The organism is uncultured Tenacibaculum sp., from assembly GCF_947499065.1.
GTDB lineage: Bacteria > Bacteroidota > Bacteroidia > Flavobacteriales > Flavobacteriaceae > Polaribacter.
The window spans coordinates 223551-238816 of sequence record NZ_CANMMT010000002.1 but is presented as its reverse complement, the minus strand read 5'-3'; the positions used below and the strand labels follow the sequence as shown (position 1 = coordinate 238816).

Genomic DNA, 15266 nt, shown 5'->3' with positions numbered 1-15266 from the left:
TTTATTCGTATTTTTTCATTTCTTCATCATAAAACTCTCCAGCCTTATCCATTAAACTAGCTAGTTCTGTTGTAATATCATCTTCTCTTTCTCCTGTTAAATCTTCAAACCACTCAATTTCATCATCTTTTAAATTAATCAAAAAACGAGGAAATTCAGTATGCAACACAAAAATATCATCAGGATGATTGCTATTATCTGCTAATAAAAATTTAGGTAAGTTCATTATGTTTTGTTTTAATCAATTTTAAAGTTAGTTTATTAAATCGTATGAATAATAGAATTGAAGCCGTGGTAAGTCCAGCAAGTAAACCTAACCAAATACCAAAACTTCCATATTTTTCTTCTGAACCAAAAAAGTAGCTTACTGGAAATCCTACTACCCAATACGAAATAAAGGTTATTACTGTTGGTATTTTTACATCTTGTAAACCACGTAAAGCTCCTAAAACCATTACTTGAATACTATCAGATATTTGAAAAATAGCGGCTGCAATTAATAAATTCGCGGCTATTTTCATTACTTCCATATTATCTGCATAATTGGTAGCATCGCTTAAATCTACATACAAATTCGGTAAACTTTTATGAAATACAAAAAAGATTGTTGCAAAACCAATTGCTAAAATAATCCCTAATAAAAATATTGAGAAAGCAATTCTTCTCAACGCTTTATAATCTTGTAATCCTTTTTGATTTCCTACTCTAATCATAGAGGCCACACTTAGTCCCATGGCTACCATAAATGTCATAGAAGATAAATTTAAGGCAATCTGATTAGCTGCTTGAGGATTCTTTCCTAATAAACCACTTAACCAAATAGCTGCAGTAAATATGGCTACTTCAAAAAACATTTGCATAGCACTAGGTGCTCCAAGATTGATTAGCTTTTTAATCATTAATTTATCTAACACAAATAATTTAATGTTAGTTACCAATCGCTTAGAACGTTCTTTTTTTGTTAATAACCACCATAAATAGAATACCATTACAAATCGTGATAATAAAGTTCCGTACGCAGCTCCGATTATACCTAACTCAGGAAATCCAAACTTTCCAAAAATTAATAGATAATTAAATATCACATTTAAAACATTGGCTACAATAGTTGCATACATTGGATATCTTGTCATAGACATTCCATCACTAAATTGCTTAAACGCTTGAAAAGCAATCATAGGTATTAATGAAAATGCTACTAAATCTAGATATGGAATTGCTAATTCAACAACCTCTACTGGTTGTTTCATTAAATACATTAAAGGTTTGGAAAAGAAAACCATTAAAAACATTAATATTCCAATAGTAATACACAAAAATAACCCATGTTTGAAAGTAGATTTTGCTTGTGTAAAATTATTAGAAGAATCTGCTTCAGCAATTAAAGGTGTAATTGCAGTAGAAAAACCAATTCCTAAAGACATTGCTATAAAAATAAAACTGTTTCCTAAAGAAACCGCTGCTAACTCAGCTGTCCCCAACTGCCCTACCATAATATTATCAACAAAACTTACAAAAGTATGTCCCAACATTCCTAGCATTACTGGCGCAGCTAATTTCCAATTGTACTTAAATTCAGATGTATATTGTTGTAAATTCAAAACTTATATTATTTCGAGAGGCGAAGATAACTTTTTAATAGTCTACTACCTTTATCTTCTTAATTTTTTAATAAATTTAATTACCTTTGATTTTCTTAAAAACTGAAAAAAATGGCTTCAATAACATTACAAGGAAACCCAGTAGAAACAGTAGGTAACTTACCTGAAACTGGAAATAAAGCAATGGATTTTTCATTAGCAGCAACAGATTTATCAATCAAAAGTTTAAATGATTTTTCGGGAAGCCGATTAATTTTAAATATTTTTCCAAGTGTTGACACTGGAACATGTGCTACTTCGGTTAGAGAATTCAATAAAAAAGCATCTAGCTTAGAAAACACTAAAGTTTTATGTATTTCTAGAGATTTACCTTTTGCACAAGGACGTTTTTGTGGAGCTGAAGGAATAGAAAACGTTGTAATGTTATCTGATTTTTCTACAGGTAGTTTTGGTAAAGATTATGGTTTAGAAATTAAAGATGGGCCTCTTTCTGGATTACACTCTCGTTGTATTGTTATTATAAATGAAGAAGGTAACGTTACATATACTGAACAAGTTTCAGAAATTGTTGATGAGCCAAATTATGAAGCTGCTTTAAAAGCTCTATAGATTTATGAAAAACCCGAATGATGGATATTTTAAAGGCAGACTCCGTAGTATGAAGTTTGCCTTAAAAGGAATGTGGTTATTAATTACCACAGAAGATAGTATTAAAGCACAATTTAGTATTGCTATCATAGCTACTATTGTTGGTTTTTACTTTGATATTTCTGCTTCTGAATGGATGTTTCAATGTTTAGCAATTGGTATGGTTTTAGTTGCTGAAGCTTTAAATACTGCGGTTGAAAAGGTTGCAGATTTCATTCATCCAGATTACCACAAAAAAATTGGTTTTATAAAAGACATCGCAGCTGGAGCACCTGCTTTTGCTGCTTTAATATCACTAGTAATTGCTGGTATTATCTATCTTCCTAAAATAATAGCTATATTGTAGCGTTCAATTTATTTCTAACAAAAATACATGGCAAAAAAAAAGACAACTGTTCAAAAAAAACAACCTAAAACCAATTTATTTAAAAAGGTTTCGTCTTTCTTTTCTAATAGACAAAATCAAACTATTACTGGTGCATTTTTAATACTGTTTTCAATATTTTTAACAGTTGCTTTCATCTCTTTTTTCTTTTCTTGGCAAGAAGATCAAAGCACTTTAACTCAATTTGCAGATAAAAAAATTCCGACTAAGAACTTACTAGGTAAAATAGGAGCTAAATTGAGCAACTTTTTTATTTATAAAGGTTTTGGATTGGGGTCTTTTCTTATCCCTCTTACTTTATTTTTAACTGGCTCTAGAGTTTTACTTCAAGCAAACCTAAAAAGAATATTGCCTTCTTGGAACTGGGGATTATTAATAATGCTTTGGATTTCTACAGCCTTAGGATTTGTAGAAAAAAAGAATGCATTATTATCAGGTGTTATTGGGTTTGAGCTTAATGAATACTTACAAACGTTTTTAGGTAAAACCGGTGTCATAATATTATTATTATTCTTCTTAATCACTTACTTAATTACACGATTTAGCATTACACCTGAGAAAATAAACGAGCAAATAAAGTCAAATAAGGAAAAACAGGATGCTAAAAAAGCAGCTGCTGAAATAGCTGCAAAAGAAAAAGCTTCAGAAAAAATTAAAGAAGAAGAGAAGACTGAAATAGAAAGTAAAAAATCTAGTTTCGAAATTTCAGTTGAAGATTTACAGCCAACAATTTCTAAACATTCAGAAACACAAACTTCAACTCCCCCTCCTACTGTAAATAAAGAGGAAGTTGTTTTAGACCCTAATATAGATAATGAACCAACTTTAACGGTTTCTGAAGAAACAAAGAAAGAAGTTGAAGTAGCTATCGAAAAAGTTTCAGAAGAAAAAAGTGTTACTGAGAACCTATCGAACCAATTAGTGAAGGATTTTGGTGAATTTGATCCTACTTTAGAATTAGGTAATTATAAATTCCCAACATTCAACTTATTAAAAGAGTATAACGAAACAATTTCAATAGACCCTGAGGAACTTGAAGCCAATAAAAACCGAATTGTAGAAACACTTAAAAACTACAAAATTGGTATTGCTCAAATTAAAGCTACTGTAGGTCCAACAATTACATTATATGAAATTGTACCCGAAGCAGGTATTCGAATTTCAAAAATTAAAAATCTAGAAGACGATATTGCTTTATCACTTTCGGCATTAGGGATTCGTATTATTGCTCCAATTCCTGGTAAAGGAACGATTGGTATTGAAGTACCAAATAAAAAATCTACTATCGTTTCAATGCATTCTGTTATTTCTTCAAAGAAATTCCAAGAAAGTCAAATGGAGCTACCTATTGCATTAGGTAAAACAATTGCTAACGAAACTCTTGTGGTTGATTTAGCTAAAATGCCACACTTGTTAATGGCAGGTGCTACTGGTCAAGGAAAGTCTGTAGGATTAAATGCAGTATTAACCTCACTTTTATATAGAAAACATCCAGCTGAAGTAAAGTTCGTGTTAGTTGACCCAAAGAAAGTAGAACTTACTTTATTTAATAAAATTGAGCGTCATTATTTAGCTAAATTACCAGATACTGATGATGCTATTATTACAGATACCACCAAAGTAGTAAATACTTTAAATTCACTTTGTATCGAAATGGACGCTCGTTACGACCTGTTGAAAACAGCAATGGTACGTAATATTAAGGAATACAATGCTAAGTTTAGAGCTCGTAAATTAAATCCTGAGAATGGACATAAATTTTTACCATACATCGTTTTAGTTATTGATGAATTTGCTGACTTAATTATGACTGCTGGTAAAGAAGTAGAAACTCCTATTGCTCGTTTAGCACAACTAGCACGTGCTATTGGAATTCACTTAATAGTAGCAACACAACGTCCATCTGTAAATGTAATTACTGGTATTATTAAAGCCAACTTCCCTGCCAGAATAGCATTTAGAGTAACTTCAAAAATAGATTCAAGAACTATTTTAGATGCACCTGGTGCTGATCAGTTAATTGGTCGTGGAGATATGTTGTATTCTGGAGGAAACGATATTACCCGTATTCAATGTGCATTTGTTGACACTCCTGAAGTAGAAAAAATAACCGATTTTATTGGTTCACAACGTGCTTATCCAGAAGCTCATCTATTACCAGAATACGTCGGCGAAGAAGGTGGCACAAATGTTGATATAGACATAGCAGACCGTGATAAGCTCTTTAGAGAAGCGGCTGAAGTAATTGTAACAGCACAGCAAGGTTCAGCTTCTTTATTACAACGAAAATTGAAACTAGGTTACAACAGAGCAGGTAGATTAATTGATCAATTAGAAGCAGCAGGAATTGTTGGTCCTTTCGAAGGTAGTAAAGCCAGACAAGTATTAGTTCCTGATTTTGTTGCACTAGAACAATTATTAGAAAACGAAAAAAAATAACAATTAAAAAAATTCCGAAAAACGGAAGCAAAACAATAAAATGAAAAAAGTTGGATTATTATTTATTGGATTATTTATTAGCTTAAATACCATAGTTGGGCAAAACACTTCTTCAAAAGCTAAAAGTCTTTTAGATGAAGTATCTACTAAGATGGGGGCTTATAAAAATATGATTATTGGTTTTAACTCTTCCTTAGTAAACCGAGAAGCAGGTATTACAAATGATCCACCTATTAGAGGGAAAATTACACTTTCTGGAGAAAAATATAACTTAGATTATTTAGGAAATCATTTTCTTTTTGATGGAAAAAAATTAGTTGTTATCAATCAAGAAGAAAAAGAAATTAGTGTTACCAATGGTGATTTAGATGAAGAAGATGGATTTATTTATCCTTCTAAATTACTAACTTTTTATAAAGAAGGTTATAATTTCTCTATGGGGAAATTGAAAAATAATAATGGTAGAAAAATTCAATTTGTAGATTTAACTCCTATTGATAGTAATTCTGATATTGTTAAAGTACAGCTAGGTATAGATGCAAAAACAAAACACATTTATAAATTAGTTCAAATAGGTTCTAATGGTGCAGAAACAACATTTACTATTACAAAGTTTAAAAGCAACCAGCCTATTTCTAAAAACTTATTCTCTTTTGACAAAGAAAAGTATTTAAAACAAGGATATTATATCGATTAATGCTTAAAATCAAGTTTTGTTAATATTACTTTTAAAATCATTAACAAAACTTTTGTTTTTTTATTCACCTAACCTACTAACTTTGCATCTGTGAAAATACTAGACAGATATATTTTAAAAAGTTTTTTAAGACCTTTTTTAGCAACTTTCCTAATCATTTTATTTGTATTAGTAATGCAAGCCATGTGGCTTGCTTTTGATAATTTTGCAGGTAAGGGTATTAGTGTTCCAATTATTTTAAAATTTCTTTGGTATACAACTCTTTTAATGGCTCCTCAGGCTCTACCTATTGGAGTATTACTTTCATCAATCATGACTTTAGGAAGTTTATCTGAAAATTATGAGTTTGCTGCTAGTAAATCTGCTGGAGTTTCTTTACCTCGAATGGTACGCCCATTAATTTTTTTAACATTCATATTAAGTGGTATTAACTTCTTGTTTTTAAACAATGTATACCCATATGCTATGTTAAAACAGTTAAATATGAAAATTAACATCAAAAAGAAACAACCTGCAATTGCGCTAGTAGCTGGTAGTTTTAATAGTGAGTTGCCTAATTTTCAAATTAAGTTTGATGAAAAATATGGTGAAGATGAAAACCTTTTAAAAAAGGTAATGATTTATGATTTATCTGCTAAAAAAGGTAATAACAAGATTATAACTGCTGAAAAAGGTAAAATTATTACTGAAGAAGGAAGTAGATATATGACATTAATCTTAGAAGATGGTTATTATTTTGAACGTCATATAAAAAATAATTCCCCAATAGATAAAGATAAAATGCCTGCTTCTCATGCTTATTTTGATGAATATATTATTAATATTGATATTTCATCTTTGGCTGGAGATAGTGTTGAAACTGAAAGATACACTAGGCAATATAACATGTTAAGTTTAAATCAATTGAAAGATACATTGCCTACTATGAAAGAAAATTACGATGATTTTATTTCTAATAGAGCTAAAAACCTTTTCTTAAACATAGACATTGATAATTTACATTCCTATCCAGATTCATTAATCAGTAAAGATCTTTCTCTTAACCTACTAGAAAACTTTGAACTTAAAGAACAACAAAGTATTCTCAATAGTTCAATCTCAAAAATAAAACGTACAATAAGTAATAATAAATCTAATAAACAAACCTTAAAGAACAAAAGAAAGTATCTTAACCTATACGATATTGAGTTTTATAACAGGGTAGCTTTTTCTTTCTCTTGTTTATTACTTTTCTTTATTGGAGCCCCTCTTGGTTCTATTATACGAAAAGGAGGTATGGGACTGCCTATGATTTTAGCTATAGGAGTTTATGTAACCTATTTTTTCAGTAATACTTTTGGAAGAAATTTAGCAGAAGAAAGCTCTCTTACAGCTATAACTGGATCTTGGCTAAGTGTATTTTTAATGCTACCTTTGGCATTAACATTAACAATAAGAGCAACTAAAGACAAAGGGCTTTTTGATATAAAAGGGCTTTTTACAAAACTATTCAGTTTTTTTAACAACCTATTCTCTAAAAAAGAGAAAACAACATAAAAATGACAACACACACAACAGCTAAAGTTAAATTAAACACGATTGAAGAAGCTATTGAAGACATAAAAAACGGTAAAGTTATTATTGTCGTTGATGATGAAGATCGTGAAAATGAAGGTGATTTTCTTGCCGCTGCTAATAAAGTTACACCAGAAATGATCAACTTTATGGCAACTCATGGAAGAGGATTAATTTGTACTCCTCTTACTGAAGACAGATGTAAAGAATTAGAGTTAGGAATGATGGTAAACAACAATACTGATCCTATGGAAACTGCTTTCACTGTATCTGTAGACTTACGAGGTAAAGGTGTTACTACTGGTATTTCTGCTTCTGATAGAGCTAAAACTATACAAGCTCTAGTAGATCCTGAAACTAAACCTTTTGAACTTGCCAGACCTGGACACATCTTCCCTTTAAAAGCAAAAAACGGAGGTGTTTTAAGAAGAACAGGACATACTGAAGCTGCCATAGATTTTGCTCGATTAGCTGGCTTAGAACCTGCCGGAGTAATTGTTGAAATTATGAACGAGGATGGTACAATGGCTCGTTTACCTCAATTATTAGAAGTTGCTAAGAACTTTGATTTAAAAATAGTTTCTATTGAAGATTTGGTAGCTTATAGAATGGAGCACGATTCTTTAATTGAAAAAAAGGAAGACTTTAATATTGAAACTCGTTTTGGAGATTTTCGTTTACGTGCCTACCAACAAACTACAAATAAACAAATCCATATTGCATTAACCAAAGGAACTTGGAGCAAGGACGAACCAATTTTAACAAGAATAAACTCAACCCTTGTTAATAATGATATTCTTGGAACTTTAACCAATAATGCTGACAAGAAATTGGATCAGATGTTTAAAGTTGTGAATGACGAAGGTAAAGGTGCTATTATTTTTATAAACCAACAGAGTCAGGCTTTAAATTTATTAAACCGTTTACGTGGTTTAAAAGAAAATCAAGCTAAAGGAATAATGAAAGCTCCTAAAGTAACCATGGATAACAGAGATTTTGGTATTGGGGCTCAAATATTACACGACTTACATATTCATAAATTACGTTTAATTTCTAATACTGAACAGACTAAGAGAGTTGGTATGATTGGTTACGGATTAGAAATTGTAGATTATGTGAATTATTAAAAGATTATAAACCAAATAAAAAAGAGGAAGTTTAAACTTCCTCTTTTTTATATACAAGTAAAATTTTCAAACTACAATGAGTCCATTGAGATTTTAACTTCATTAAACTCTGCTATTATACTTTCTAAAACTTCTTTTGCAGGTTTTATTTCATGGATTAATCCAGCTACTTGTCCTATTTCTAACTCTCCTTCTTCCAAATCTCCTTCAAACATTCCTTTTTTAGCTCTAGCTCTACCTAATAACTCTTTTATTTCCTCTATTGAAGGATTTTGTTGATACAATTCTTGAACTTCATTGTAAAACTTATTTTTAACCAAACGTACTGGTGCCAGTTCTTTCAAGGTTAAATGAGTATCACCATCTTTAACCCCAAGAATAGTTTGTTTAAAATTATCGTGAGCAGAAGATTCTTTTGTTGCTGCAAAGCGACTTCCTATTTGAACTCCATCAGCACCTAAAACCATTGCTGCCAACATACCTCTTCCTGTTCCTATTCCTCCTGCAGATATAACTGGTATGCTTACCTGTTCTTTTACCATTGGTATTAACGTAAATGTAGTTGTCTCTTCTCTACCATTATGACCACCAGCTTCAAAGCCTTCACAAACTACCGCATCAACACCAGCAGCTTCCGATTTTAATGCAAACTTTACCGAACTTACTACATGGACTACTGTAATTCCTTTTTCTTTTAAAAAGTTAGTCCATGTTTTTGGGTTTCCAGCTGAAGTAAAAACAATCTTCACTCCTTCTTCAACAATAATATCCATAATCTTTTCGATATCTGGATATAACATTGGTACATTAACTCCAAAAGGTTTGTCTGTTGCTTTTTTACACTTCTGTATGTGTTCTCTTAGCACTTCCGGATACATCGATCCAGCTCCAATTAAACCTAAACCACCTGCATTAGATACAGCAGATGCTAACTTCCATCCTGAAACCCAAATCATTCCTCCTTGAATAATTGGGTATTGTATATTAAATAATTTAGTAATCTTATTTTGCATAAGGTAAATGTACAATCATTAAATAGTAAGCACAAAAAAACCTCGAATAATTCGAGGCTTAATTTTATAATAAATTACTTTTTAAGAAATGACACCAGAACCTAAAAGTTCTTCATCTTTATACCAAGCAACAAATTGTCCTTCTTGAATAGCTGATTGTGGATTTTCAAAGGCAACATATAAGCCTTTTTCTACACTATATAATCTTGCTTTTTCTAATTTCTGACGATAACGTATCCTCGCTTCAACTTCCATTTCTTCACCTGGATTTAATGCTAAATCGGTACGTACCCAATGTAGCTCCTCATTAGAAACAAATAAAACGTTTCTATATAAACCTGAATGATTTTTACCTTCTCCAGTATAAATTATATTCTCATCTACATCAGTCTCAATAACAAATAATGGTTCTTTTGTTCCTCCAACAGCTAATCCTTTACGTTGTCCTTTGGTAAAATAATGAGCTCCTTGGTGTTTACCTACCACATCTCCATCTTCTTTTTTGTATGAAAATTTAGTTGATAAATACTCTAATTCTGCTTCTTTATTTTCAAATTTTGGAGCTACTCTATTATATTGCTCAAAACTGTTCGGTATTCTTATGATTTGCCCCTCTTTAGGTTGTAATTTTTGTTGCAAAAAATCTGGTAATCTTACCTTACCTATAAAACATAATCCTTGAGAATCCTTTTTATCTGCTGTAATTAAATCAGCCTCTTTTGCTATTTCTCTAACTTCTGGCTTTGTTAACTCACCTATTGGAAATAATGCTTTTGATAATTGTTTTTGAGACAACTGACACAAAAAGTAGGACTGATCTTTATTAGTATCTTTTCCTGCTAATAATTTATATACTGGCTTTCCGTCAATTATTTCTTCTGATTTTCTACAATAGTGACCAGTAGCTACGTAATCTGCTCCTAAACCTAATGCAATATCCATAAATACATCAAACTTAATTTCTCGATTACATAAAACATCTGGATTTGGAGTACGACCTTTCTCATACTCATTGAACATATAATCTACTATACGTTCTTTATATTGTTCACTTAAGTCTACAGTTTGGAAAGGTATTCCTAATTTTTCTGCAACAATCATTGCATCGTTGCTATCTTCTAACCAAGGACATTCATCGGAAATAGTTACCGAATCGTCATGCCAGTTTTTCATAAACAAGCCTATAACTTCATAACCTTGCTCTTTTAGTAAGTATGCTGTTACACTACTATCTACACCTCCTGAAAGTCCTACTATTACTCTTTTCATTCTTTCTTTTTGAAGGTGCAAATTTACGAAATCCTTTCCATTATTTACTATGGAAAGAATTGATGAAGCTATTGAAGAAATTGATGTACTCTTACATAACTTAATTCCTCCTTATTATCTGTCGACCTTAATGTAAGTTTATCTTTTTCTACTGTAAATTTATAGAATTTGAATTTTGGTGTTTCTCCATAATTTACCATTTGTAGTTCTGGCTTATGTCCATGAATTTTATAGACACCATATTTTTTATTCTTTAAAGAATTCTCTATAACATAAGTGTTATCCCATCTTAAATACAGCGTCGATTTCGGATTTACTACTTTTTTTGAATCAATACTATCTGTCTTTTTAGATTTTAATTCCCATAGTCCAAGTAATTTATTTCCTTCTGAAGTAGGAATTTTATTGATTCTTTCTAAATATACTGTAACATCCTGACCTTCTTCTTTCCTTTCCCATAACATTTTATTCTCTTTCAATTCAACTTTAAAAGGCTCAGCTACATCGGTCACTCCATTTTTATTCGAAATTTTAAGTCTGTTATCTTTTAAACTCCAAGTTCCATAAGAATGCTGTAACCATCCATTACCAGATATTTGAGTAGAATCTTCTTTAAAATTCATCCATCGAGCATTAGGAGTCATTTCTTGCTTACCTACTTTTACTTTTTTTACTAACCAAAGTCCAGTAAACTTATTAGTTTCTTTATTTTCATTACAGGAAACCAAGAAACTTAGTGTTAATAGTAAAATAAAACTCCTATGCATATTCTTTTTTATTTGTTCTTAAGCTCTGACAGTTTCATTCGCTTCTTTTTATTTATTACTTCTCCATCCATATAAAACTCCCACTTCCCTATTCTCTTTCCATCTTTATACATTCCTTTCTCTTTTATTCCTCCTTTTAAGTCATAATATTTCCCTTCTCCTTCTAACTTTCCATCTTTATAAAAAACATCTTCAATTAAAATACCAGACTCTGTAAAAGTTTTAGAAACTCCATTTTTTTTCCCATCCATATAAGAAGTTTCTTGAGTTACCTTTCCATTAGGATAATAGTTTTTAAGAATACCATCTAACTTACCATCTTTATATTCTTCTTCAGAAAATAACTTTCCATTAGTAAAATAATATATCCATTTTCCAATACGCTTTTTTCCTAACATTTTACCTTCACTCTTCAACTTTCCTAAATCGTTATAAAACTTAACCGTAGCTATATCCTTATTATACGTTTTTACAATTACTGGTTGTGTAGAAGAAGTATTAGAATAAAACTTAAAAACTCCAACTTCTTTACCATTCTTAAACTGTCCAGAATAACGAACCCTACCATTGTCATAAAATTTCTTCCATACACCTGTTCGTTTTCCATTTGCATCAAATCGATTTATTTTTTGTGCTTCAGTAGAAACAATAAAAAAAGCTGATAATAAAAGTGCAATTGAAAATATCCTTTTTATATTTAGCATTGATAATTCTTTTTATTTAGTTGTATAACTTACTTATTTCAAAAATACATAAACCATACCAATATGAGTATTGATTTTTTAGTTTCTGTTTTAAATGATATGGAGAACCCTGCTAGGGTAAACAGAAACAATGCTGCTATTATTGTATTAGAGCAGCCAAAATTAATAAAATCTTTAGTTGATTTAACTTTTGATACTGATAATAAATTGTCTATCAAAGCAGCATGGGTATTGGAATGGATTTGTACACATCATGGTATTGAACATATCCACCCTTATCTAAATTTCTTTACTGAAAATATTTCTAAAGTACATTTTGATAGTGCTATTAGACCTTGTGCTAAAATTTGTGAACATTTGGCAGTTGCTTATACTTCTAAAAAAGAAAACAATACTCAAAAAATATTAACTCAAAAGCATATTGAAAGTATTATTGAAGCTGGATTCGACTGGTTAATTACCGATCAAAAAATAGCAGTTAGAGCCTATACTATGACTTCTTTGTATTTATTTGGCTTAGAAAAAGAATGGGTTCATCCTGAATTAAAACATTTAATTAGTTCTAAAATAATTCATGAAAGTAAAGGTTGCAAAGCTCGTGGTAAGAAAATTTTAGAAATGATTGAAAAAACAAAATAAACCTATGAAAACACGAATTAACTTATTATTCCTATTTCTTTGTTTTACAATATTATCAAACGCTCAATTTAAAGAAGATGCTACACTTTTGACTCAAAATTTTATGGAGGAACAAAAAATTCCTGGGCTCTCAATTTCAGTATCAAAAAAAGGTAAAATTATTTGGTCTGAAGGATTTGGTTATTCAGACCTTAGTAGTAAGACAAAAGTATCTCCCAAAAACACTCAATTTAGAATTGCTAGTATTTCAAAAACACTAACAGCTGTTGCTTTAGCAAAACTTATTGATGATAATAAATTGAACTTAAACAATAGCTTATATACTTATGTTCCTGATTTTCCTAAAAAAGATTACGACTTTACCATTCGTCAAATTGCAGGACACACAGCTGGAATTAGGCATTATAAAGGTTCAGAATTTTTGATAAATGATAAAATGTCTATTGTTGAAGGCTTAGATATATTTAAAGAGTCTGATTTACTCTTTAAACCAGGAACCGATTTTAAGTATAGTACTTATGGATGGAATTTGCTGAGTGTTGTTATTCAAAACGCTAGTAATAAAGATTTTTTTGACTTTATGAATGATGAAGTTTTTGTACCTTTAAAAATGACTAAAACTATCCTAGATGAATCTGATAAAGAAAATATAAATAGAACTCTATTCTATTTAAAAAGAAGAGGAAAAATAGTTATTGGTCCTAAAGTAAATAATGAATTTAAAGCTGCTGGTGGTGGTTTTTTATCTACTTCTGAAGATTTAATTTTATTTGGAAATGAATTTATAAATCCACAAATAATAACAAAAAATTCATTAGCTAAACTTACTACTTCTAATAAAACGAATAATGGTAAAAAAACAAATTATGGAATTGGTATAAGCGTCCGTAAAACTAAAAATAACACAACTAAATTAAGTCATTCAGGAGGTGGTATTGGAGCTTCTTCTATGTTACTAATTTATCCTGAGGAAGAAATTGTAATTTCTATTCTTACCAATTTATCTAGAGTAAAAATGCGTGATTATATAAAAGGACTAGAAAATATATTTATTCAATAATATTTTTTACCTACTTCATTCGGAAGATTAATCACTTATCTTGAAAATTTATACAAAAATATCGGTGTAAATAATCATATTTTAAAATCAATATTAATAATTAAACTATAAAATTATGCCGAAAAAAATTTTAAAATTAAATGATGTGAAAAAGCTTAACAATGAAACAATGAAACAAATTTCAGGAGGGCAAGCAACTGGAACATATCCTTATGTTTGTTATGATTCGAGTGGAAGTTTCGATTCTAGTATTAATGTTTCAGGTGATGGTGTAATATGTAATAGTACACAAAGTAGTACTATTGATTTTGGTACACCTGGACCAGGGCATGATGTTATGATGTTTTAAAGACAAAAGAAAAGCGAGCTATATGCTCGCTTTTTTATTATTCCTTATTAAATCTCTTCTATATTTGTAGGCTTTCTATATCCTGCAAATGGTTGTTTTAACAACTCTTTTAAACTAGAATTTTTTTCTTCATCAGGAAAAGTATCTACACCATATATTATTTTTTCACGATCTAATTCCATATAAGTTCCAAATAATCGATCCCATATAGAAAAAATATTTCCGTAGTTAGAATCAGTATAGGGTAATAAATTATGATGATGTACTTTATGCATATCGGGTGAAACCAATACATAACTCAATATTTTATCAAGCTTTCTAGGCATTTTAATATTTGCGTGTGTTAATTGTGTAAATATTAATGACATTGATTGATACAACATAATAATTGCAATCGGGGTTCCCACTAAAAAAACTCCTAACAAAGTAAATGTAAAACGTATTACACTTTCTAAAGGATGATGTCTATTTGCAGTAGTAGTGTCTACTTTATGATCTGAATGATGTACTAAATGTACCATCCATAAAGGTTTTACCTTGTGTTCTACATAATGTGCCAAATAAGCTCCAAAAAAATCTAAAAACAATACTCCTAAAACTACATACAACCATAAAGGCATTGTAGGCAACCAATTAATCAAACCAAAATTATTAGCTTGAACCCAATCGGCAGTTTTTAGTAATAAAAAAGCAAGTGTAAAATTTATAATAACTGTTGTCCCTGTGAAAAACAAATTAGGCCATGCATGCTTCCATTTATTATATTTGAACTTAAACAAAGGAACAGCACTTTCTATTAGCCAAAAAAAAGTGATTCCTCCTACTAGAATTATACTTCGATGACTTGATGGAATTGTTTCAAAATAATTAACTATAGTCTCCAATATGAAATATTTTTTCTAAAAATAAGAAAAAGTTTTGAGTAGTTTATCTTCATCTTAAATAAGCATTTTCACTTTACTTTATGCTTTTTAAATTATAAATAGGTATTAAAATAATATCTAATTTACTTTT

At 30.1% G+C, this 15266-nt stretch carries 16 protein-coding genes; 9 read left to right on the top strand and 7 right to left on the bottom strand.

The window, feature by feature from the left end; translation table 11 throughout:
• Position 1: 1 nt before the first annotated feature.
• Both Q0958_RS05305 and Q0958_RS05300 read right to left on the bottom strand, forming a co-directional pair.
• A complete protein-coding gene (locus Q0958_RS05305; RefSeq protein WP_150898941.1) occupies positions 2–226 on the bottom strand; it encodes a hypothetical protein in 225 nt (74 codons plus the stop codon).
• Positions 213–1601, bottom strand: a complete 1389-nt coding sequence (locus tag Q0958_RS05300; protein ID WP_299120637.1) for an MATE family efflux transporter — start codon at positions 1599–1601, stop codon at positions 213–215. The genes Q0958_RS05305 and Q0958_RS05300 overlap by 14 nt, the downstream gene beginning before the upstream one ends.
• A gap of 111 nt (positions 1602–1712) precedes the next feature.
• Here Q0958_RS05300 and tpx point away from each other — a divergent pair, with 111 nt between their 5' ends.
• From tpx to ribB, 6 genes are all read left to right on the top strand, one after another.
• Positions 1713–2210, top strand: a complete 498-nt coding sequence (gene tpx / locus Q0958_RS05295; RefSeq protein WP_299120635.1) for a thiol peroxidase — start codon at positions 1713–1715, stop codon at positions 2208–2210.
• A gap of 4 nt (positions 2211–2214) precedes the next feature.
• The gene (locus tag Q0958_RS05290) at positions 2215–2595 is read left to right on the top strand and encodes a diacylglycerol kinase family protein (protein ID WP_150898943.1); all 381 of its coding nucleotides are present in this window, start codon (positions 2215–2217) and stop codon (positions 2593–2595) included.
• A gap of 27 nt (positions 2596–2622) precedes the next feature.
• On the top strand, positions 2623–5073 hold the full coding sequence (locus tag Q0958_RS05285; protein ID WP_299120631.1) for a DNA translocase FtsK: 2451 nt from the start codon (positions 2623–2625) through the stop codon (positions 5071–5073).
• 40 nt (positions 5074–5113) lie between these two features.
• Positions 5114–5770: an outer membrane lipoprotein carrier protein LolA gene (locus Q0958_RS05280; protein ID WP_299120629.1), complete on the top strand. Its 657-nt coding sequence runs from the start codon at positions 5114–5116 to the stop codon at positions 5768–5770.
• A 90-nt stretch (positions 5771–5860) separates the two neighbouring features.
• A complete protein-coding gene (locus Q0958_RS05275) occupies positions 5861–7306 on the top strand; it encodes an LptF/LptG family permease (protein WP_299120626.1) in 1446 nt (481 codons plus the stop codon).
• A 2-nt stretch (positions 7307–7308) separates the two neighbouring features.
• Positions 7309–8451: a 3,4-dihydroxy-2-butanone-4-phosphate synthase gene (ribB, locus tag Q0958_RS05270; protein ID WP_299120624.1), complete on the top strand. Its 1143-nt coding sequence runs from the start codon at positions 7309–7311 to the stop codon at positions 8449–8451.
• A 71-nt stretch (positions 8452–8522) separates the two neighbouring features.
• Here the strand turns inward: ribB and Q0958_RS05265 are convergent, their stop codons facing one another.
• From Q0958_RS05265 to Q0958_RS05250, 4 genes are all read right to left on the bottom strand, one after another.
• Entirely contained in the window at positions 8523–9464 is a 942-nt protein-coding gene (locus Q0958_RS05265; protein ID WP_299120621.1) for a nitronate monooxygenase, read from the bottom strand.
• Positions 9465–9545: 81 nt separating this feature from the next.
• Positions 9546–10784 carry a tRNA 2-thiouridine(34) synthase MnmA gene (gene mnmA / locus Q0958_RS05260; RefSeq protein WP_299121746.1) on the bottom strand — a complete coding sequence of 413 codons (1239 nt, stop codon included), beginning with the start codon at positions 10782–10784 and terminating at the stop codon, positions 9546–9548.
• 17 nt (positions 10785–10801) lie between these two features.
• Positions 10802–11500, bottom strand: a complete 699-nt coding sequence (locus tag Q0958_RS05255; RefSeq protein WP_299120618.1) for a hypothetical protein — start codon at positions 11498–11500, stop codon at positions 10802–10804.
• An 8-nt stretch (positions 11501–11508) separates the two neighbouring features.
• Positions 11509–12204: a toxin-antitoxin system YwqK family antitoxin gene (locus tag Q0958_RS05250; RefSeq protein ID WP_299120615.1), complete on the bottom strand. Its 696-nt coding sequence runs from the start codon at positions 12202–12204 to the stop codon at positions 11509–11511.
• A gap of 63 nt (positions 12205–12267) precedes the next feature.
• Between Q0958_RS05250 and Q0958_RS05245 the strand changes: the two genes are divergently transcribed.
• The 3 genes from Q0958_RS05245 (at position 12268) to Q0958_RS05235 (ending at position 14252) form a co-directional block, all read left to right on the top strand.
• Entirely contained in the window at positions 12268–12843 is a 576-nt protein-coding gene (locus tag Q0958_RS05245) for an adenylosuccinate lyase (RefSeq protein WP_299120614.1), read from the top strand.
• Between the two features lie 4 nt (positions 12844–12847).
• Positions 12848–13903 (top strand): serine hydrolase domain-containing protein, encoded by a 1056-nt coding sequence (locus Q0958_RS05240; RefSeq protein ID WP_299120611.1) that lies wholly within the window; start codon positions 12848–12850, stop codon positions 13901–13903.
• Between the two features lie 115 nt (positions 13904–14018).
• On the top strand, positions 14019–14252 hold the full coding sequence (locus tag Q0958_RS05235) for a hypothetical protein (protein WP_150898954.1): 234 nt from the start codon (positions 14019–14021) through the stop codon (positions 14250–14252).
• Between the two features lie 47 nt (positions 14253–14299).
• Here Q0958_RS05235 and Q0958_RS05230 read toward each other — a convergent pair whose 3' ends face one another.
• Positions 14300–15136 carry a sterol desaturase family protein gene (locus Q0958_RS05230; RefSeq protein WP_299120605.1) on the bottom strand — a complete coding sequence of 279 codons (837 nt, stop codon included), beginning with the start codon at positions 15134–15136 and terminating at the stop codon, positions 14300–14302.
• Positions 15137–15266 lie beyond the last annotated feature (130 nt).